Origin of the sequence: Natranaeroarchaeum aerophilus (genome assembly GCF_023638055.1) — an archaeon.
Lineage (GTDB): Archaea > Halobacteriota > Halobacteria > Halobacteriales > Natronoarchaeaceae > Natranaeroarchaeum > Natranaeroarchaeum aerophilum.
Map to the genome: position 1 here is coordinate 189,361 of NZ_JAKRVY010000007.1, position 19,171 is coordinate 208,531.

Sequence of the window (19,171 nt, forward strand, 5' to 3'; positions counted from 1 at the left end):
TATTTTTGAGGGGCGTGGTTAAAATATTTTGGTGAAAGTTGGAATTGGTGTCTTCACAAAGTAATCCAATTCCATTGTATGGAGCTACGTTAGAAATGAATACGTTCACTCAAACACGATTCGAAGATATACCTGCTGTCTCGAATGGCGCTGGTCTCCGGGATCGATGAACGGCGGTGTGATTCGATCCCTGAACAGAGTCGATAATTGGGCTCAAATAGTTTTAGCCGATCCGGAGATCGGTCACGCCGATCGGTTTCCTGAACCCTTATACTTGCCGGACGGCTTGTACCGGCCATGACCGAAGACGAGGGAGCCGAGGCCGTCGCGCCGGATCCGGAGGAGGACGTCGAGTTACAGATCCGGGAGGATCTGGTCGCACAGGTCGCCGACCGGGATCCGGAGCTCGGCCAGGAGGTGAAGTCGCTGGCCGAGATCGCCATCCAGCTCAACGGGGCGGTCGACGAACTCGAGGGGGCCCTCGAAGCGACACAGGACGAACTGGCCGAAACCGAGTCGGAACTGGCGGACGCTCGGGCGGACCTCGACGAGCGCGAGGCAACAATCGACGATCTGGAGGAGCGTCTCAAACAGAAGCAAGCGGAGTTCCAGAACTACAAGCAGCGTCAGGAGCGCGAGAAAGAGCGGATCAAAGAGCGTGCCGCCGAGGACCTCGTCGAGCGGCTTGTCGAGGTACGGGACAATCTGCTCCGGGCCGCGGATCAGGATCACGACAACGTCGAGAGCATCCGCGAGGGTGTCGAGATGACGCTCAAATCGTTCGATCGGATCCTCGAAGACGAGAACGTCTCGCCGATCGAACCGGAGCCCGGCGCGGACGTCGACCCGAAGACACACGAGGTGATGATGCGGGTCGACAGCGACGAGCCGGAAGGCACGGTCGCGGAACTGTACCGCCCCGGCTACGAGATCGCCGACAAACTGATCCAGTCCGCACAGGTCACCGTCAGCACCGGCGCTGAAGTCGAAGACGAGGAGACGACGGAGGATGGCGAAGCCGACGAGGACGATGCCGAGATGGAACCCGACGACGGAGTGTCTGAAGCGGACGAGGAAGACGTCGACTCAGAGGAGTCCGAAACTGGCGACGAAGACACCGAACACGAGGGAGACGAACACGACGTCGGAGACGGTGAGGACGTCCCAGAGAAGTCCGACGCTGCGGAAGCGGCTGACTCCGATGATAGCGAGGTCGACGAAGAAGGCACCGACACCAAGGAGGACGAAACTGACGACGAAGACGCTGGTACCGACGATGAGGACGAAGCCGGAGAGGGAGACGAACACGAGTCCGGGGACGATGACGACCCAGAGGAGACCGAAGCAGCGGAAGACACTGGTTCCGGAGAAGCCGAAGCAGCGGAAGAGAGCGACCACGGGGAGACTAAAGCTGATGAAGACGCCGACTCCGAGGAGGGCAACACTGGCGACGAAGCCGACGAGGAGGGAGCCAACACTGAGGATTCCGACCCCGACGAGGAAACAACGGATCACGCCGAAGGGAACGACGCCCAGGGGAAAGACACCGACGCCGAGACTGCCGATGCGGATGAGAAGGATGACGGTACCGAGGTCGATGAGGATGACAAACCGACCGAACAGGACGCGGACGAAGACGCCGGAAAAGACGACAACGCCGAGTGAGACAGCGTCGTCGGCCGATCTGCACCCACCAATATCAATAAAAAGGCCGAAGCGGCGGTCGGAGAAACCCGGGTAATGTAGTCGCTGGCGTTGGTTTTAATTCGCTCGCATATCGGTGTGTAGAAAGGTTTATACGGAACAGCCTACAATCCTCTTGCAAGATGGCCAGTAACAAGATTCTCGGTATCGACCTTGGTACGACGAACAGCGCGTTTGCCGTCATGGAAGGTGGAGACCCCGAAATCATTGTCAACGGGGAAGGGGAACGAACAACGCCTTCCGCAGTCTCTTTCACCGAAGACGGCGAGCGACTCGTCGGCAAACCGGCGAAGAACCAGGCGATCCAGAACCCCGAGCGGACGATCGAATCCATCAAGCGCCACATGGGCGAAGAGGACTACACCGTCCAGATCGACGACGAGGAGTATACGCCCGAACAGGTCTCGGCGATGATCCTCCAGAAGATCAAACACGACGCCGAGGAGTATCTCGGCGACGAGCTTGAAAAGGCCGTCATCACGGTCCCGGCGTACTTCAGCGACCGCCAGCGTCAGGCGACCAAGGACGCCGGCGAGATCGCCGGCTTCGAGGTCGAACGCATCGTCAACGAGCCGACCGCGGCGTCGATGGCGTATGGAATCGACGAGGACCAGGACCAGACCGTACTCGTCTACGACCTCGGTGGCGGGACGTTCGACGTTTCCATCCTCGACCTCGGCGGAGGCGTCTACGAGGTCGTCGCCACGAACGGGGACAACGACCTCGGCGGTGACGACTGGGACCACGCGATTATCGACTGGCTGGCCGAGGAGTTCGAGAACCAGCACGGGATCGATCTCACCGAGGACCGACAGGCGCTCCAGCGGCTGAAAGACGCCGCCGAGGAGGCCAAGATTGAACTCTCCTCGCGCAAGGAAACCGATATCAATCTCCCGTTCATCACGGCGACCGACAGTGGCCCGGTACACCTCGAAGAGAGTCTCACACGTGCCAAGTTCGAGTCGCTGACCGCGGATCTGGTCGAGCGAACGGTCGAGCCGACCGAGCAGGCGCTCGAAGACGCTGGCAAAGAAAAAGACGACATCGACGAAGTGCTCATGGTCGGTGGCTCCACGCGGATGCCACAGGTCCAGGAGAAAGTCGAGGAGATGACCGGCAAGGAGCCGAAAAAGAACGTCAACCCCGACGAGGCCGTCGCGCTCGGCGCGGCGATCCAGGGTGGCGTGCTCGGGGGCGAGGTCGACGATATCGTCCTGCTCGACGTCACGCCGCTCTCGCTCGGTATCGAAGTCAAAGGTGGCCTCTTCGAGCGACTCATCGAGAAGAATACGACGATCCCGACCGAGGAGTCGAAGATTTTCACCACTGCCGCGGACAACCAGACCTCCGTGCAGGTCCGTGTCTTCCAGGGTGAACGCGAGATTGCCGACGAGAACGAGATGCTCGGCGAGTTCCACCTGACCGGAATCCCGCCAGCCCCGGCCGGAACGCCCCAGATCGAGGTCGGCTTCAGCATCGACGAGAACGGCATCGTCAACGTGCAGGCCGAGGACAAAGGCTCCGGTAACGCCGAGGAGATCACCATCGAGGGCGGCGCTGGCCTCTCCGACGCGGAGATCGAAGAGATGCAACAGGAGGCCGCACAGCACGCCGAGGAGGATCAGGAACGCCGCGAACGCATTGAAGCGCGTAACGCCGCCGAGGAGTCGATCCAGCGAGCGAACACGCTCCTCGAAGAGAACGGAGAAGAGCTCGACGAGGCGCTGGTCGAGGATATCGAGGCCGAGATCGAGAACGTCGAGGCGGCGCTCGAAGACGAAGACGCTGGCAAAGAGGAGTACGAGGAGGCCACCGAGAGCCTGAGCGACGCGCTGCAGGAGATCGGCAAACAGATGTACCAGCAGGAAGCCCAGGCCGGTGCCGCGGGCGCTGGCGGCATGGGCGGTGGCCCAGCGGGCGGTCCCGGCGGCGCTGCAGGTCCGGGGCCTGACGCCGAGGGCGACGAGTTCGTCGACGCCGACTTCGAGGACGTTGACGAGAACGACGACAAATAGTCGTCGTTCTCGTTCGCCAATCAGAACCGCTGCGCGGTTCTGATGACGTCGAAGAAGACGACGAGCAGTAGCGAGGAGTCTTCTTCGGCTCGGAAGACGAGCGAAGCGAACGTTTTCAGTTGGACGAGAACGACGACGAGCAGTAGCGAGTCTCTCTTGCACGGGCAGATTCCTGTCGTCGCCATTGCGTCGGATCCACAATTGAGGGGGGTGCCCTCTCGCAGTCTTTATAAAAACAGGTCACGAACAAACAGGTATGAAAAACGTTGACGATCTTATCGAGAGTGCCGCCCAGCTCGCTGACCGGGGGCTTGCAAAAGGCGAGATTGCGGACGAATTGAACGTCTCGCGGGAGACGGCGAGCTGGCTGGTCGAGCGCAGCGGTGCAGGATCGGAGACCGCCGACGTGTCGGCCCCGACGCGGGCGACCGGTGGCCCGGCCGACATCCACGTCGACTGGAGCGCGATCGGCCGTGACAGCAACCGCCTCACGCACATGGGTGCGGCCATGGCCGATATGCTCGGGAAACATGGTGACGATGTCGATCTCACCATCGGCATCGAGAAGGCAGGTGCCCCGCTCGCGACGACGGTCGCGGCCGAACTCGATACCGACCTCGGCACGTACGCACCGCGCAAACACCAGTGGGAAGAGGGAGATATCGAAGATCTGGGAGGGACGTTCTCGCGGAACTTCGCGCAGATCCGCGACCGGGAGTGTTACATCGTCGACGACACGATTACCAGCGGAACGACGATGCGGGAGACCGTCGAAGCGATCGAAAAGGAAGGCGGTGAGCCGGTTGCCTGTATCGTGCTTGCGGACAAGCAAGGTATCGACGAGATTGAAGGAATCCCGGTCTACTCGCTGTTGAAAGTCATCAGTGTCGGCGAGGAGTGAGCCTCACCCCGTTTCCATCTCTTCGACAGTCACCATCAGTTTGGTACCAGTACTATCGGTACCGGAGAACGTCCCGGTAAGCCGGAGTCCGGAAACGGGCATGGGGCCGATCGTGATCCGGTCGCCCTGATCGAACGTTTCGACCCCGCCGGTCACCTGTAGCTCTGCTCGACAGGTAGTTGGATGGTAGACGGTAGACATGCCGATGCGGATAACGCTTGCATCTTCGACTGGGTCACCGTTCCTGAATACGGGGACAGTTGTACCTTGCTCTGGGGATTCCATTCCAAGGATCTCCAGTACTTTTGCGGTCGGCTCGTAGCCGCCGTTCGGACCTGGCACCCCATCGACCAGATCAAGGCGTTTCAGGCTCTGCATCTGGTTTCTCACCGTACCTGCACACCGTCCGATTCGTTCCCCAATCTCCTTTCCTTTCACTGGCTCGCCATGCTGGTGATACTGGCGAGCCAACTCCTGCAGGACAGTCTCCTGGCTCGTAGTGAGTTCAATTGACTCCGAGCTTCGGCTATCTTTCGGATCAAGTACAGACATGCCACCACCTTCGACCGGTCATGCGCTGCTCTGTGTAGTCGGGAGACTGGACAGCATCGTCCGGATCGGTGGGGCCCAATCCGAGCAGTGGACTCTGTTGCACAGTGCAGCAATTGTACTGATTGTCAGTGAGGATTGGGGCACATATACTAGCGCTTTATATACGATGCACTGGCGCAGTCTTCTGCGGGCTACCGCGCGTCTTCGACTGCAGCAACGAGCGCTTCCGCGTTCTCGGTGAGTACGTCGTACTCGCCTGCTTCGATCGCTTCGTCGTCGATCAGCGAGCCCCCAGCGCCGACCGCGCAGGCACCGGCCTCGATAAACTCACCGGCGTTGTCCGGACCGATGCCGCCGGTCGGGACGATCGGGATCTGGCCGAGTGGACCCTTGATACTGCCCAGGTAGCTCGCGCCGAGATCCGAGGCGGGAAACAGCTTCACGAGATCTGCGCCGGTTTCGTAGGCTTCGATCGCTTCGGTGGGAGTGGCGACGCCCGGCGCAACGACCGCACCGTAACGGTTGCAGGTCTCGACGACATCCTCGTGAAAGCTCGGGCAGACGACGAACTCCGCACCGGCGAGGAGGGCAGACCGGGCCGTTTCGGCGTCGAGCACCGTCCCGGCACCGATGAGGACGTCCTCGCGATCCTCGTATGCCGCCGCGAGATCACCGATCATGTCGATCGCGCCCGGCGTGTCGGCGGTGACCTCGAGCGTCGTCACGCCGCCCTCGATCAGGGCCTCGGCCACCTGTTCGACATCCGCTTCGTCGACGCCGCGCAGCACCGCGATTACTCCGCTATCGACTAGCTGTTGCATGTCCTCGTGCGTGGTCATGGCAGGCAGTTCTCGACCTGATGGGATAACTGCTTTTCTTTGCTTCGTCCCCGATTGTTCCTTTCGGTAAGGTGCGAAAGAAGGAAACGAAAGGCCATATAAGCCGTGGGGCCGTAGATACAGGTAACCGAGCGGCCGTCGTACCCCCTCGACACAATCATGTCAACAGACAATTCCAGCCACGTTTATCGGCTCCACTCGACACTGGAACTGCCACTCGAAGACGTCCACGACTTCTTCGACGACCCATCACTGCCCGACGGTATCGATGACGTAGATATCACCCGTCGCAACAATACGCTCATTCTGAAAGCCGTGGCGACCGACAAGTCGCTGAGCAAGTACACGCCGACGGCACAGCTGAAAGCGAGTGTGACCGAAAACCGCGTGTACGAAGAACCCGAAGAGGTACGTCGACGAAAAAGCGGTCCACAGTGGGGCGACGAAGAAGAAGACGAACCCGAGTCCGAACTCGTCGAGTTCGCGGCGTTCAAGGGCGACCGCGAGACCGTTCTGCAGAACACGACCCTGCAGTACGAGATGTTCCAGGTACTCTGTGAGATCGCCAAAGAGTCCGAAAAGGGGACGCTCACTGCGATCACCGAACGGGACGGCGACCTCGAAGCGACGCGAATCGTCGATGGCGACCCCCGCCCGAGTTCGATCGAAGTCGTCGAGGGTGCGGGCGACAACGACTCGAACGGCGGCGGCGTCAACTGGCGGGATAACAAGTTTATTAGCGAGTGAGTGTGCGGTGAACCGCCCCGGGGCCAAACCCCGACGCACTCGGCCTGCTCTGCCTGTCGATTCAGGTGTCGTTATTTCGCGATCGATCTGTGTCTGTTAGGGCCTGTTGAAGCCTTGACATCCTCCCCGCGCTGAAGAGCGAGGCTTTCGCCTCGATGTTCTGTAATTGTGGTTGTCGGGTCGTATATCGGGGCGAAAATGGCACTCAACACTTTTTTCGGCCGGGATTTCGATCCTTCCGAGGCAAACTAATCATCTCCAACAGGTTCTACCTCGGACGACAGAGATCGATAAGTACAGCTCCTCTATATATCACTCCAGAACGAGCACGCACATATTTGTTCTCTCCGGATAAAGTACACTATGAAGCATGAAGAAACTCATCAACGAACCGGAAGATGTCGTCGACGAGATGCTCGACGGAATGGTAGCGGCGTATCCCGACCGACTTCGGCGGCTCGACGATGCCGAAGTGCTCGTCCGGGCGGACGCGCCTGTCGACGGGAAGGTGGGGATCGTCTCGGGCGGGGGGAGCGGTCACGAGCCGACACACGGTGGTTTCATCGGTGACGGAATGCTCGATGGCGCAGCGGCCGGTGAGGTGTTCACGTCGCCGAGTGCGGACCAGCTCGGGTCCATGATCGAAGCGTGTGACGGCGGTGAAGGTGTCCTCGCCGTAGTGAAAAACTACGAGGGCGACGTGATGAACTTCGATACCGCTGCGGAGATGGCCGGGATGGAGGGGGTCGATGTCTCGCAAGTCGTCGTCAACGACGATGTCGCCGTCGAGGACTCGCTGTACACGTCCGGTCGGCGCGGCGTCGCCGGGACGATCCTCGTTCACAAGGCGGCTGGTGCGAAGGCGGCCGAAGGTGCCGACCTCGACGAGGTGACGCGTGTCGCAGAGAAGGTCATCGACAACGTCGCTACGATGGGGACGGCGCTGACCTCCTGTATCACCCCGGACAAGGGTGAGCCGACGTTTGATCTGGGCGAGGACGAGATCGAACTCGGGATCGGTATCCACGGCGAACCGGGCACCGAGCGGACCGACATCATGAGCGCCGACGAGATCACCGAGCATCTCACCGAGAACGTACTGGACGATCTCGACCTGGAGGACGGTCAGGAGGTTGCCACGATCGTCAACGGCATGGGCGGCACGCCGCTGATGGAACTGTTCGTCGTCAACAAACGTCTACAGGAGCTGATCGACGACCACGGACTGGAGACCTGGGACGCGTGGGTGGGCGACTACATGACCTCGCTGGATATGGACGGCGCGTCAATCACCGTCTGTGCGGTCGACGACGAACTCAAAGAGTTGCTGTCAGCGCCAGCGGACACCCCGGGACTGACAGTGACGGAATAGTCGTCGCAAACGCTTTGCGGTCTCCCACCCCCTAGTTCAATATGAATGATACGGATCGACAGCGAGAGGCGGTCGCAGAGGCACTCGAAAACGTTACCGCGCGACTCGACGAAGAGAAGTCACATCTGACGGATCTGGACTCGGCGATCGGCGATGCCGACCACGGGGCAAACATGACCCGAGGGTTCAGAAAGGCAAACGAGAAAGTACAGGATATGGACGAGGCCGATCCCGCAGAGCTGGTGAAGACGATCGGCGTCACGCTCGTCTCGGAGGTCGGCGGCGCGTCCGGTCCGCTCTACGGCGGCTCGATCATGTCTGCAAGCCAGGAGTTCTCCGAGGAGGGGATTACCGCAGAGACTAGCGTCGCCTTCGCCGAGGCGTATCTGGAGAAGGTACAGGATCGCGGCGGCGCGGAGATCGGATCGAAGACGATGGTCGACGCGCTTACGCCTGCCGTCCACACCTACAAGAAGTCGATCGAGACTGACGATCTAGAGCCCCTCGAAGCGCTGGCGAAGGCGGTCGACGCCGCCGAGCGGGGCGTCGAGTTCACCACGCCGATCCGCGCCAGGAAGGGACGGGCGTCCTATCTTGGCTGGCGGTCAGTCGGCCATCAGGACCCCGGTGCAACGTCAACACTGTACATCATGGAGGAGCTGCTCGCCACCGCACAGACGTATCTCAACGGTGAGGTCGAGGCGACTGCCGAAGCCGAGGAAGCACCCGAAGAGATGCCCGACGAGGTAGCGGAGGGCGAGGACGAATGATCGGCCTCGTTGTGGTCTCCCATAGCGCCCGCGCCGCGGAGGGGATCTGTGAGGTTGCCCAGGAGATGGCTGGCGACGCCCGGATCGAACCAGCAGGCGGCGAAGACGACGGGCTCGGTACCGACGCGGGCCGGATTCAGGAAGCGATCGATGCCGCGGACGACGGGGACGGAGTCGTCGTCCTCGTCGATCTTGGAAGCGCGGTAATGAACGCCGAGCTGGCAATCGAGATGAGCGATGCGGAGGTACGAATCGCAGACGCGCCCGTACTGGAGGGTGCTGTCAACGCTGGCGTCGAGACGACCAGCGGAAAAGCGACGCTTGACTCGGTCGTCGAACGGGCCGAAGAGGCGCGCGAGTACCGGAAACTGGACTGATCGGGGGCGGTTGCCGACACGGTGATCTCACTCCGGATCGGATACACTGATACGGCTCGGAGAAAAACGGGGAACCATGACTGATTTTCGCCCACTCCCCGACGCGGATCGCCAGCAGTTCCGTTCAATGCTCCGCTACGCGTTCACCCCGGAACGCGGTCCACTCGATGATGAGGATATCGAGAGTGGGGAGACGGTGTTGTACGATCGGTACGGGCTGTACGACGGTGGGGAGCTCGTTAGCGGCTGTAAACTGTACACGCCGGAGGCACGCATCCGCGATGAGATTACGACGATCGGCGGACTGGGTGCGGTCGCCACGCTCCCCGAGTTCCGGGGGAAAGGCTACGGCCGACAGTTGTGTCTGCAAGTACTCTCCGAGTATCGGAAACGAGGGATCGGGCTCGTGGCACTCTGGCCGTTTTCGACGCCGTTCTACCGACGGATGGGCTGGGGGACGGCCAACAAGGTGGCACGGTATGAACTCCCGCCGCGGGCGCTGCCGATGGCCGATACTGCCGGACGGATGCGACGGATCGACGGCGACGACTGGGAAGAGCTACGAGCGGTCGAGCGCCGAGCCAGTGGGACTCGATCGCTGGCGCTTCGCCGGTCCGAGACCTGGTGGCGCGAGCGGACCCTCGCGAACTGGGACGGTGAGGGCGATCCGTTCTGTTACGGCTACGAGCGGGACGGACAGCTGCAGGGATACCTCGTATATACTGTCGGAGACGACGATGAGCGGACGCTCACGGTCAGCGGGCTCGTCGCAGCAGACGAAGAGGCCTATCGTGCCCTGTTCGACTTCCTCTCGGGTCACGGCGCACAGATCGAGCGGATCGTCGGCGAGCGAGCGCTGGGAACCAACCTGCTTTCGCGAGTCGACGATCCCGCTGCCATCGACTGTACCGTCGAGGCGGGACCGATGGTCCGACTGACCGACGTCGAGGCGCTCGAAGCGATCGAATGGCCTGCGGACGAGGGAGAGTGCACGCTAGCGGTGTCTGATCCGCTCGTCGCGGACAACGAGGGCGTGTTCGAGCTGTCTGTATCAGATGGGCAAGCGAGCATCGACCGCGTCGCCGGCAGCGTGAACGGCCAGTCCGCACAGACGGCCGACGCAAGCGTCGGGATTGGGACGCTCTCCCAGCTGGCCGTCGGTACGTACGGGCCGGATGAGGCCAAGCGTCTCGGTGACTTTCGGATCCTCAACGAGTCAGTTCGGACGCGGCTCGGGGCCGTCTTCGTCCCCCGGTCGGTCGGATTGCGGGAGTTCTTCTAGCGCGTCGCCCCGGCTTTCAGGGTTTGACCAGCACTTTGATCGCTTCGCGCTCGTCCATCGCCCGGTAGCCCTCCGGCACGCCGTCCAGATCAACGGTCTTCGTGAATATCGGCGAAGGATCGAGCGTGCCACCAAGCACGTCGGCCATTAGCTCCTCGGCGTAGGCCCGGACCGGCGCGACGCCACCCTGTAGCGTGATGTTGTCACTGAACAGCGAGAACACGTCGAGGCCTTCGTCGTCGACACCGTGGGGGACGCCGACGTAGCCGACCGTCCCACCGGGGCGACAGACCTCGATCGCGGTGTCCATCGCCGACGCCGCACCCACACATTCCAGCACGTGGTTCGTGCCGCCGTAGGTCAGCTCCTTGGCGCGCTCGACTGCCTCGTCCCCGCGGGCGGCGACCGTCTCGGTCGCACCGAACGCCTCGGCCAGCGCGAGCCGGTCCTCGTGATGGCCCATCGCGACGATCCGTTCGGCACCGAGTCGGCGGGCCGCGAGGACGCCACAGAGCCCGACCGCGCCGTCGCCGATGACGACGCAGGTATCGCCTGCCTCGACGCCCGCACTCACCGCGGCGTGGTGGCCGGTTCCCATCACGTCGGTAAGCGGGAGCAGCGCTTCGAGCGTGTCCTCGTCGTCGGCGTGTCGATCCGGGACCCGGACGAGCGTGCCGTCGGCCTGCGGGACGCGGATCTGCTCTCCCTGACAGCCGCCGTTCTCGCCGCCCCAGGAGTCCCCGTTCGCACAGGAGGTGTGCAGGCCTTTCCGACAGAACTCGCAGTAGCCACAGCTGATGACGAACGGTGCAAAAACTCGGTCGCCGACGTCGACCGAGGTGACGTCCTCGCCGACCGCCTCGACGAGCCCCATCGGTTCGTGGCCGACCCGTGATCCTGCTTCGCGGTCGCTCTCGCCACGGTAGAACCAGAGGTCGGAGCCACAGATCGCCGTGTGTGTCACGCGGACGATCGCATCGGTCGGCGACTCGACTGTGACGTCCGGTACCTCCTCGACAGTGATCTCGCGGGGTTCCTGATAGATAGCTGCGCGCATGCTCGGATGTTGGTGCGGCCAGTGAAAACGGTTTGTTCCGGAGCAAGCTACTGGGTCGACGTGCGCGTGACGATTGGCTACTGCCCGCCAAAGAGTGATGTCCGTCCCGACCCTCACTGGGATATGGACCGGAACGCGATCAGGCGGGCGTGGGACGAGATCGCGAAGACGTACGCGAACCGGCGAAACCCCTCGGGATCGGACGCGCAACTGATCGGCGATTTGGTCGAAGGCTGTTCCGACGATCCGCTGGTCGTCGATATCGGCTGTGGCGACGGCGCGCGGACGCTTGCAAACCTGCCAGCGGACTCCATCGGCGTTGATATCTCCCGGGCGGGGCTCTCACTGGCGACAGAGACCGTCCCGGACGCCCGGCTCGTGCAGGGAGATATGGAGACGCTCCCGATCGAAAAGAGCGTCGCCGACGCGATCACCGCGTACCACGCCGTCTTTCACGTCCCGCGGGGGTCACATCCTGCGGTGTATGAGGAGTTCGCCCGCATCCTCCGGCCCGGTGGGCTGCTCCTGATGACGCTTCCGGCTGGTCGCTTCGAGACGGTACGGCGCGGCTGGATGGACGGGACGATGTTTTTTTCCGCACCGGGGCGAGATCGGACGCTCGATCAGCTTCGGGCGGCGGGCTTCGAGGACGTTCGGACCACGACCGCTGACGATCCGCTTGGAAGTGCGACGGAGTTCGTCTTCGCGACCCGATCGTGACGATGATCGATCCCCCATACTGATGACCCCTCCGGCAATCGATATTTACCGCCGGCGTCGCTATACTGTGTATGGAAACCGCTGTCGTCTGGTTCCGCGACGATCTGCGCGTCGAGGACAACCTGACACTGGCAGATGCTGTGAGCGCAGCCGAAACCGTGGTTCCGCTCTACGTGTTCGATCCGCGCCGTCGCCGAGAAAGCCAGTACGGCCCCGACAAGATGGGAAGCCACAGAGGACAGTTTCGGCGCGAGAGCGTCGACGATCTCCGGGAGTCCCTGCAGGATCGCGGTGGCGAACTGGTTGTCCGCGAGGGACTCGTCGAGGATGTCGTGCCCTCGGTCGTCGAGGGGGTTGACGCCGACGCCGTCTTCGCTCAGACAAAGCCGGCGACCGAGGAGGTCGAGCGCGAGCACGCGGTTCGTGACGCACTCCCCGGGACCGTCGACTTCCAGCGCCGGTTCACGCACACGCTGCACCATCTCAACGACCTTCCGACGCCGTACGATCGTATCGACGATACGTTCACGCCGTGGCGAAAGGAGGTCGAGCAGGGTGCATCGGTACGCGACCCCGTTCCCGCACCCGAACGCGTCTCGACGCCCCAGGTCGACCCCGGGGTGATCCCCTCGCTCGACGACCTCGGCTTCGATACCCCACCCCACGACGACCGCTCCGTGCTTCCGTTTGAGGGCGGGGAGACCGCCGGACAGGACCGCCTCCAGCACTATCTCTGGGAGGCCGACCGACTCCGGGAGTACAAATCGACGCGCAACGGGATGCTTGGCCCGGACTACTCCTCGAAGTTCTCGCCGTGGCTCGCCGCGGGCTGTCTCTCGCCACGGTGGATCCACCGCGAGGTGAAGCGGTACGAGGACGAACGGGTCTCGAACGAGGACACGTACTGGCTGCTGTTCGAACTGCGCTGGCGGGACTTTTTCCAGTTCCAGTTCCTCAAACACGGCGGAAACTTCTTTACGCCGACCGGAATCCGCAATGTCGAGCGGGAGTGGAAACACGACCGTGCCGCGTTCCGGCAGTGGGCCGCAGGTGAGACTGGAGTTCCCTTCATCGACGCCAACATGCGCGAACTGAACGAGACGGGATACATGTCGAACCGGGGGCGACAGAACGTCGCCTCCTTTCTCGTCGACGCGCTGGGCATCGATTGGCGCTGGGGCGCGGCGTACTTCGAAGAACGGCTGATCGATTACGATGTCGCCTCGAACTGGGGGAACTGGGCGTATCAGGCGGGCGTCGGCAACGACTCGCGCGACGGCTTCTTTAACGTCCTGTCACAGGCCGAACGCTACGACGGCGACGCCGAGTACGTCCACACGTGGCTTCCGGAACTGCAGGCGTTGCCAACCGAGTACGCCCACCGCCCGTGGCGGATGGATGCCGACGAGGAATCGTCGTACGACGTGGTTCTGGGTGTCGACTACTCCGAGCCGATGATCGACGTAGAAGCGCGGTTCGTGGAACTACAGGAGACGAGATACTGAACAAAAGCGTGCACGGGTGAACAGACTCATACGTTAGTTTCAATCTACTTTCATAGTGATTTAACAGCCACTTGCTTATGGGTACCAACACAGTGGCTGTACGTACTGACGACGACTCAGGACGTGTGCTAATCTCTAGCACCCGACAACTGCTCTTGCCGACGAACCCGTCGTATCTCGGTGAGTTCGACCTCCAGACCGAACGTCACAGAGTAACCTGTGCGACCGGCGAGTACGAGGTGGGACAGTGGCGCGGCGTTCGGATCGGGGCGCTGCTCTCACGCGTCGAGGCGGACGAAGGATCGACGCATCTGCTGGTTACCGGGGACGACGGCTACCGGGCCTGCATTTCGATGACGGCAGCACACGACGCGCTGCTGGCTGTAGCACGTGAGGACGAACAGGGGGACGGACGACTTCCCAGATTTGTCGGCGACGCGATCGACGGTGCGGAGTCAGTGGCGAGCGTTGAACGGATCGAAACGCTTCATCTCGACCCAGCCGAAGACGCCAGCGAGTACACCGGCCATCCCACGGCCGACGTCTGAGGGTGCCGACGCCGTTTTCTATCGTGAAGACTGATCCCGTGTATGCACCTGCTGATCACCGGCGGTAACGGCTTCATTGGCCGCCACATCTGTGCAAACGCCGTCGCTGCGGACCACGACGTAACGAGCGTCGCGAGAAGCGGTTCTCCGCCGGACGCCGAGACTGCCGACTGGACCGACCAGGTCGAGTGGATCGCTGCCGACGTGTTCGCGCCCCACGAGTGGCGTTCGTACCTGTCGACTGTCGACTGTGTCGTCCACTCGATCGGTACCATCTCGGAGACCCTCGAGACGGGCGTGACGTTCGAGCGTCTCAACGGCGATTCCGCGATCGTCGCCGCACTGGAGGCCGACCGGGCTGGCGTTGACCGCTTCGTGTACGTCTCTTCGTCGACGAAGCCGCCGCTGGTCCGGGACGCATACATGACGGCTCGACGCCGTGCCGAGGCCGCCATCGTCGACCTCGAAATGGACGTCCTGATTCCGCGGTTCGGACCGGTCTACGGCCCGGACCAGCCACACTTTCCGGCGCTCGCGAACTACCTGTTCACCGCGGTCGGGGAGGTCGAACCGATCGCACGTCGCCTCGGAGAAGACAGACCGTTTTCGGTCGAGATGGCCGGACAGGCAATTTGCGAACTCGCAGTCACGGACGACCCACCTGCGAGTCCCATCACCGCCGAAACGCTCGCCGCGCTTGCACGATGATCAGCGTTCAAAGAAGCGGCCGTGGAACCCGAACGGCTCGGGGTGGGGAAGGTACGCCCGTGCGATCTCGGTGAGTGTCCCGGCATCGAACACGAGCAGCATCGTCTGCTCGCGCTCCACGTCGAGCGCCGTCGCCAGTACCACGCCGTCATCTTCGACCTCCGGGTCGGGCTTCTGGATCGGGATCGGCTCCTCGACGAACACGGATCGCTCCCACCACTCCTGTGCAGTCCCGGTTTCGCAGTCGACTTTTACGAGGCCGTTCGCGCCATTGCGATCGGTCGCCTGTCCGAACGCGTAGCGATGCTGTCGGCCGATCTTTGACCGGACGATCCGGGGGAGTTCCATCCCGCCGTCGTACAGCCGCGATCGGTCGATCCGCTCGCGTCGGAGGTCGATCTCGTACCGGAGAAGTCGACCGTCCGGTACTGAGGGAAAGCCGACGCCGTCGAGTTCCTCCATCGCCATCGCACCGACGATATCGTCATCGGGGAATTCGACGAGATCCAGCACGACGGTCCCGTCTTCCGCGTAGGCGTTGATATGATGGAACGTGAAGGCAGCGTCCGTGGTCGGCTCCGCGACGAGTTCGCCGCTTTCCCGATCGACGACCAGCACGCGGGTCGGCCGGTCCGGTTGCCAGTCGAGCATGTCGGTGACCCCCTGGGAAAACGGGTTCAGCGCACGTAGGACGGAGACGACAAGCGGTGATTCGACGAGGACGACGTGTTCCTCGGTGACGCTCACGTCGTGGATGTACGCCGGACCGTTCGCGTCGATCGAGGCGATACGCTCGCGACTACGGCTTCCGGCAGGTACGCGATAGATGTGATACTGCGGACGACGACCGAACTCGGTCGTGAATCCGACCAGTTCCTCGCGGTGTGGGTCGTCAACGAGGTGGGCTGCGGTCAGATGCTCCGGAAAATCGTCCTCGAACCGAAACTCCCCACGCGTTTCCAGGGTCTCGGGGTCGAACGCGATCCGACGCGGGGCCTCGGTCAACGCGACGTACTCGCCGTCGACCTCTGCAACGTGGACGTTCGCGTTGTCGGTCGGCTCCGGGAGCCCAAGCGATCGGATCGTCTCGACGATACGCCGCCAGCCACGGGTATCCGTCCCGAACTGTCCGGTGAGCCGCCCGTCCATCGCATCGCCGTAGGCCTCAGTACGCAGAAACCGATTCGAGTAGTGCAGGCTTCCGTTCTCGAACGCGCACCGGCGCAACATCGCGAGGCCGTCGAACCAGTGGTTGACGCGACGCTCTCCGACATCGAACCGGCCCGGCCCGTTTCGGATGAGGGTGCCCGAAAGCCAATCGGGAATCTCACCCTCGATAGTCGGCCGGTGATCATGGAGTTCCGTCGTCAGCGTGCGAAAGCCGGGGCCGTACAAGCCTGTCACAGCCTTTTGTCCGGGCGCAGGGCATATCAATCCAGTGCGCGGAAAATATAGGGTGACTGACCTCATTGCGCGCCGCGCGGCTCACTGCGTGTTTGTCATCCCCCCATCGAGAACGAGCGATTCCCCGCTGACGTAACTCGACAGGTCACTGGCCAGGTAGAGTGCAGTGTCGGCGACATCCTCGGGCTGTCCGGCACGCCCCACCGGAATGCCTTGCATAAAGTTGTCTTCTGCCTCCGTCCCGATGATCGCGACATCCTCCGTCGTCATCTTCGTCTCGATCAACCCCGGATGGATCGCGTTGACTCGAATCTCCTCCGGCCCGAGTTTCGCCGCCAGCGAGTACGTCATCAGTCGTACTGCGCCCTTTGACGTGCAGTACGTAATAAAATCGGCCGATCCCTGCAGTCCAGCGACCGACGAGAGGTTGATGATCGCACCACCGCCGTTCTCGGCCATCCGTTCTGCGGCCACCTGCGAGCCGAAAAACACCCCTTTGACGTTGATGTCCATCAGGCGGTCAAAGGCCGCTTCATCGACGTCGAGGAACTCCTCGCCGTGGAAGATCCCCGCGTTGTTGACCATGATGTCGACGCCGCCGAACTCCGCGGCCGCCTCGACCGCCGCGTCCAGATCGTCTTTGCTCGTCACGTCACAGTCGACAAACGTCGCACCGGCGTCAGTCTCGGCCTCGACAAGCTCGTGTGTCGGTTCCCCGCCTTCCCTCGGTTCCTCCTGAATATCCGCCACGACGACGTCCGCCCCCTCGGCGGCGAACGTTCGACAGATCGCCCGTCCATTTCCGCTCGATCCCCCAGTCACGACCGCCGTTCGGCCTTCGAGCAAGTCCGACATTGCAGGTATATATAGAATTACATGAATAATAAACCTAACAGCGGATATCGGAGAGGGCTGTCGCACCGCGCTGCGGGGATGGCACCCCCAGCGTTTTGCGACTGCACCCGCTATCGTACAGTCACTATGCTTTCGGATACTCCCGGGATCCACCACGTTACCGGACTCGTTGGGGATGCCCAGGAGAGCCTCGACTTCTACGTCGACGTACTCGGGCTTCGATCCGTGAAACGCACGGTCAACTTCGAGGACATCCTGCAGTACCACCTCTACTTCGGGGACGAGCACGGCACTCCCGGTTCGGTGTTCACCGTCTTCCCGGACCCACACGGAGATCCCGGTCGGGTCGGCGTTCCCCAGATTCGGTCGGTCGGCTTCGCGATTCCAGAGGATGCTGTTGGATACTGGCGTGAACGACTGGTCGAACACGATGTCGAGACGACGACCCGCTTCGACGAGACTGCCGTACGCTGTACCGATCCCCACGGCACGGAGATCGAACTCGTCACCGCGTCGTCGTCGATCGCACCGTGGGATGGCGGGTCTGTACCGTCCGAGCACGGCATCCGTGGACTCCACGGCGTCACACTCCTCCCGACTGACCCGTACGCCACTGCCGGAACGCTGGAAACGCTCGGATTCGAGTTCGTCGGGCAGGAGACCGATCGGATCCGCTATCGCGCCGCGGGGGACCGGGCGACCGTGATCGATATCCTCGACCGGGACGTTCCGTTCGGCCGCGAGGGTGCAGGGACGATCCATCACGTCGCCGTACGTGTGGAGTCCGAGGCACAGCTATACGAGTGGCGCGAACTGTTCGCCGACCGGGACTACACCGTCTCACGCGTCAAAGATCGGCACTTCTTTCGCTCGCTGTACGTCCGCGGTCCCGGCGGAATCCTGTTCGAGCTCGCGACCGAAACGCCCGGCGTGACCGCGGGCGAAGATCCTGACTCACTCGGTGAGTCGCTGTTCCTCCCGGACTGGTTCGAGGAGGATCGTGAGTTGATCGAAAGCCAGCTGCCCGAACTAACACTTCCGGACAAACGAGAGACATGACGCCGGATCTGCCCCTGGATGGCCAGAATGACCCTCCCGCCGATCACTCGGATAAATCCCATGTAGAGCCGTATGACCCTCACGCCGACCAGCCCCTCATCACTGGTGGTGCGCCAGCGCTGGCCGCCGAGACGGCCGTCATACTGATACACGGTCGTGGTGGGACTGCCAGGGGAACAATTCGTCTGGCCGACGATTTCTACCGGCACGGTGTCACGTTTATCGCGCCGCAGGCAGAGCGCAGTCGCTGGTATCCCTATAGCTTCGACCAACCGTTCTCCCGGAACGAGCCGTGGCTCACCTCGGCCGTCGATCGGGTCGAAGCGGCACGCGATACGGCCAGAGAGATCGGCATCGACGCCGAGCGAACCGTCTTCGTCGGTATCTCGCAGGGAGCCTGCGTCCTCGCCGAGTACCTCCTGCGTCGTCCCGCCCGGTACGGTGGGGCGTTCATCGTCTCCGGTGGGGTGACAGGACAGGACCCGGCCGCTCGCCAGTTCGACGGATCGCTCGACGGGACACCCGTGTTCGTCGGCTGTAGCGACGACGATCCGTACGTCCCGATCGATCGAGTTCGATCGACGACCGCGGCATTCGAGCGTCTTGGGGGCGACGTGACTGAACGGATCTACGACGGACTGGGACACGGTCTCAACGACGACGAAATCGAGGCGATCGGGGACCGGCTGGACGAGTTGGGGTAGTGTAACTGTTACAGAATCCAGTATCTATAAGTATCTACCAGTAGTAAATAGT

General features: G+C 62.4%; 20 protein-coding genes. 14 read left to right on the plus strand and 6 right to left on the minus strand.

The window, feature by feature from the left end; all coding sequences use genetic code 11:
* The first annotated feature begins 297 nt into the window (after positions 1–297).
* On the plus strand, positions 298–1,665 hold the full coding sequence (locus AArcSt11_RS12920; RefSeq protein ID WP_250597634.1) for a nucleotide exchange factor GrpE: 1,368 nt from the start codon (positions 298–300) through the stop codon (positions 1,663–1,665).
* A 161-nt stretch (positions 1,666–1,826) separates the two neighbouring features.
* On the plus strand, positions 1,827–3,719 hold the full coding sequence (dnaK, locus tag AArcSt11_RS12925) for a molecular chaperone DnaK (protein WP_250597636.1): 1,893 nt from the start codon (positions 1,827–1,829) through the stop codon (positions 3,717–3,719).
* Positions 3,720–3,739: 20 nt separating this feature from the next.
* Here dnaK and AArcSt11_RS12930 read toward each other — a convergent pair whose 3' ends face one another.
* A complete protein-coding gene (locus AArcSt11_RS12930) occupies positions 3,740–3,904 on the minus strand; it encodes a hypothetical protein (RefSeq protein ID WP_250597637.1) in 165 nt (54 codons plus the stop codon).
* Positions 3,905–3,975: 71 nt separating this feature from the next.
* On the opposite strand from AArcSt11_RS12930, the gene gfcR reads away from it, so the two are divergent.
* Positions 3,976–4,620: a transcriptional regulator GfcR gene (gene gfcR / locus AArcSt11_RS12935; protein ID WP_250597638.1), complete on the plus strand. Its 645-nt coding sequence runs from the start codon at positions 3,976–3,978 to the stop codon at positions 4,618–4,620.
* Positions 4,621–4,623: 3 nt separating this feature from the next.
* Here gfcR and AArcSt11_RS12940 read toward each other — a convergent pair whose 3' ends face one another.
* Together AArcSt11_RS12940 and AArcSt11_RS12945 are read right to left on the minus strand one after the other, a co-directional pair.
* Positions 4,624–5,172, minus strand: a complete 549-nt coding sequence (locus AArcSt11_RS12940; RefSeq protein WP_250597639.1) for a TrmB family transcriptional regulator — start codon at positions 5,170–5,172, stop codon at positions 4,624–4,626.
* A gap of 191 nt (positions 5,173–5,363) precedes the next feature.
* The gene (locus tag AArcSt11_RS12945) at positions 5,364–6,011 is read right to left on the minus strand and encodes a bifunctional 4-hydroxy-2-oxoglutarate aldolase/2-dehydro-3-deoxy-phosphogluconate aldolase (protein ID WP_250597640.1); all 648 of its coding nucleotides are present in this window, start codon (positions 6,009–6,011) and stop codon (positions 5,364–5,366) included.
* Positions 6,012–6,170: 159 nt separating this feature from the next.
* On the opposite strand from AArcSt11_RS12945, the gene AArcSt11_RS12950 reads away from it, so the two are divergent.
* The 5 genes from AArcSt11_RS12950 to AArcSt11_RS12970 all read left to right on the plus strand — a co-directional run bounded on the left by AArcSt11_RS12950 (position 6,171) and on the right by AArcSt11_RS12970 (position 10,559).
* Positions 6,171–6,758, plus strand: a complete 588-nt coding sequence (locus AArcSt11_RS12950; RefSeq protein WP_238477462.1) for a DUF7110 family protein — start codon at positions 6,171–6,173, stop codon at positions 6,756–6,758.
* 370 nt (positions 6,759–7,128) lie between these two features.
* A complete protein-coding gene (gene dhaK, locus AArcSt11_RS12955; protein ID WP_250597641.1) occupies positions 7,129–8,130 on the plus strand; it encodes a dihydroxyacetone kinase subunit DhaK in 1,002 nt (333 codons plus the stop codon).
* A 41-nt stretch (positions 8,131–8,171) separates the two neighbouring features.
* Positions 8,172–8,900 carry a dihydroxyacetone kinase subunit DhaL gene (dhaL, locus tag AArcSt11_RS12960; protein WP_250597643.1) on the plus strand — a complete coding sequence of 243 codons (729 nt, stop codon included), beginning with the start codon at positions 8,172–8,174 and terminating at the stop codon, positions 8,898–8,900.
* Positions 8,897–9,277: a dihydroxyacetone kinase phosphoryl donor subunit DhaM gene (dhaM, locus tag AArcSt11_RS12965; RefSeq protein ID WP_250597645.1), complete on the plus strand. Its 381-nt coding sequence runs from the start codon at positions 8,897–8,899 to the stop codon at positions 9,275–9,277. Before dhaL ends, dhaM begins: the two co-directional genes overlap by 4 nt.
* Before the next feature lie 76 nt (positions 9,278–9,353).
* Positions 9,354–10,559: a GNAT family N-acetyltransferase gene (locus AArcSt11_RS12970; RefSeq protein WP_250597647.1), complete on the plus strand. Its 1,206-nt coding sequence runs from the start codon at positions 9,354–9,356 to the stop codon at positions 10,557–10,559.
* A 16-nt stretch (positions 10,560–10,575) separates the two neighbouring features.
* Here AArcSt11_RS12970 and AArcSt11_RS12975 read toward each other — a convergent pair whose 3' ends face one another.
* Entirely contained in the window at positions 10,576–11,616 is a 1,041-nt protein-coding gene (locus AArcSt11_RS12975; RefSeq protein WP_250597649.1) for a zinc-dependent alcohol dehydrogenase family protein, read from the minus strand.
* 123 nt (positions 11,617–11,739) lie between these two features.
* On the opposite strand from AArcSt11_RS12975, the gene AArcSt11_RS12980 reads away from it, so the two are divergent.
* From AArcSt11_RS12980 to AArcSt11_RS12995, 4 genes are all read left to right on the plus strand, one after another.
* Positions 11,740–12,336, plus strand: coding sequence for a class I SAM-dependent methyltransferase (locus AArcSt11_RS12980; RefSeq protein WP_250597651.1), 597 nt, complete (start codon positions 11,740–11,742; stop codon positions 12,334–12,336).
* Positions 12,337–12,407: 71 nt separating this feature from the next.
* On the plus strand, positions 12,408–13,841 hold the full coding sequence (locus AArcSt11_RS12985; RefSeq protein ID WP_250597653.1) for a DASH family cryptochrome: 1,434 nt from the start codon (positions 12,408–12,410) through the stop codon (positions 13,839–13,841).
* 125 nt (positions 13,842–13,966) lie between these two features.
* The gene (locus tag AArcSt11_RS12990; protein WP_250597655.1) at positions 13,967–14,389 is read left to right on the plus strand and encodes a molybdopterin-dependent oxidoreductase; all 423 of its coding nucleotides are present in this window, start codon (positions 13,967–13,969) and stop codon (positions 14,387–14,389) included.
* A gap of 42 nt (positions 14,390–14,431) precedes the next feature.
* Positions 14,432–15,097 (plus strand): NAD-dependent epimerase/dehydratase family protein, encoded by a 666-nt coding sequence (locus AArcSt11_RS12995; RefSeq protein ID WP_250597657.1) that lies wholly within the window; start codon positions 14,432–14,434, stop codon positions 15,095–15,097.
* Here the strand turns inward: AArcSt11_RS12995 and AArcSt11_RS13000 are convergent, their stop codons facing one another.
* Both AArcSt11_RS13000 and AArcSt11_RS13005 read right to left on the minus strand, forming a co-directional pair.
* Positions 15,098–16,501 (minus strand): carotenoid oxygenase family protein, encoded by a 1,404-nt coding sequence (locus AArcSt11_RS13000; RefSeq protein WP_250597659.1) that lies wholly within the window; start codon positions 16,499–16,501, stop codon positions 15,098–15,100.
* An 81-nt stretch (positions 16,502–16,582) separates the two neighbouring features.
* Positions 16,583–17,356, minus strand: a complete 774-nt coding sequence (locus tag AArcSt11_RS13005) for an SDR family oxidoreductase (protein ID WP_250597661.1) — start codon at positions 17,354–17,356, stop codon at positions 16,583–16,585.
* 126 nt (positions 17,357–17,482) lie between these two features.
* Here AArcSt11_RS13005 and AArcSt11_RS13010 point away from each other — a divergent pair, with 126 nt between their 5' ends.
* Both AArcSt11_RS13010 and AArcSt11_RS13015 read left to right on the plus strand, forming a co-directional pair.
* A complete protein-coding gene (locus AArcSt11_RS13010; protein WP_250597662.1) occupies positions 17,483–18,415 on the plus strand; it encodes a VOC family protein in 933 nt (310 codons plus the stop codon).
* Complete coding sequence (locus AArcSt11_RS13015; RefSeq protein WP_250597663.1) at positions 18,412–19,119, plus strand: alpha/beta hydrolase; 708 nt, start codon at positions 18,412–18,414, stop codon at positions 19,117–19,119. The genes AArcSt11_RS13010 and AArcSt11_RS13015 overlap by 4 nt, the downstream gene beginning before the upstream one ends.
* Positions 19,120–19,171 lie beyond the last annotated feature (52 nt).

Coding starts and splice junctions, on each gene's coding strand:
- AArcSt11_RS12920 (WP_250597634.1), top strand. CDS start 298: ATGACCGAAGACGAGGGAGCCGAGGCCGTCGCGCCGGATCCGGAGGAG.
- AArcSt11_RS12930 (WP_250597637.1), bottom strand. CDS start 3,904: ATGGCGACGACAGGAATCTGCCCGTGCAAGAGAGACTCGCTACTGCTC.
- AArcSt11_RS13015 (WP_250597663.1), top strand. CDS start 18,412: ATGACGCCGGATCTGCCCCTGGATGGCCAGAATGACCCTCCCGCCGAT.
- AArcSt11_RS13005 (WP_250597661.1), bottom strand. CDS start 17,356: ATGTCGGACTTGCTCGAAGGCCGAACGGCGGTCGTGACTGGGGGATCG.
- AArcSt11_RS12995 (WP_250597657.1), top strand. CDS start 14,432: ATGCACCTGCTGATCACCGGCGGTAACGGCTTCATTGGCCGCCACATC.
- AArcSt11_RS12980 (WP_250597651.1), top strand. CDS start 11,740: ATGGACCGGAACGCGATCAGGCGGGCGTGGGACGAGATCGCGAAGACG.
- dhaK (WP_250597641.1), top strand. CDS start 7,129: ATGAAGAAACTCATCAACGAACCGGAAGATGTCGTCGACGAGATGCTC.
- dnaK (WP_250597636.1), top strand. CDS start 1,827: ATGGCCAGTAACAAGATTCTCGGTATCGACCTTGGTACGACGAACAGC.
- AArcSt11_RS12970 (WP_250597647.1), top strand. CDS start 9,354: ATGACTGATTTTCGCCCACTCCCCGACGCGGATCGCCAGCAGTTCCGT.
- AArcSt11_RS12985 (WP_250597653.1), top strand. CDS start 12,408: ATGGAAACCGCTGTCGTCTGGTTCCGCGACGATCTGCGCGTCGAGGAC.
- gfcR (WP_250597638.1), top strand. CDS start 3,976: ATGAAAAACGTTGACGATCTTATCGAGAGTGCCGCCCAGCTCGCTGAC.
- AArcSt11_RS13010 (WP_250597662.1), top strand. CDS start 17,483: ATGCTTTCGGATACTCCCGGGATCCACCACGTTACCGGACTCGTTGGG.
- AArcSt11_RS12950 (WP_238477462.1), top strand. CDS start 6,171: ATGTCAACAGACAATTCCAGCCACGTTTATCGGCTCCACTCGACACTG.
- dhaL (WP_250597643.1), top strand. CDS start 8,172: ATGAATGATACGGATCGACAGCGAGAGGCGGTCGCAGAGGCACTCGAA.
- dhaM (WP_250597645.1), top strand. CDS start 8,897: ATGATCGGCCTCGTTGTGGTCTCCCATAGCGCCCGCGCCGCGGAGGGG.
- AArcSt11_RS12975 (WP_250597649.1), bottom strand. CDS start 11,616: ATGCGCGCAGCTATCTATCAGGAACCCCGCGAGATCACTGTCGAGGAG.
- AArcSt11_RS12945 (WP_250597640.1), bottom strand. CDS start 6,011: ATGACCACGCACGAGGACATGCAACAGCTAGTCGATAGCGGAGTAATC.
- AArcSt11_RS12940 (WP_250597639.1), bottom strand. CDS start 5,172: ATGTCTGTACTTGATCCGAAAGATAGCCGAAGCTCGGAGTCAATTGAA.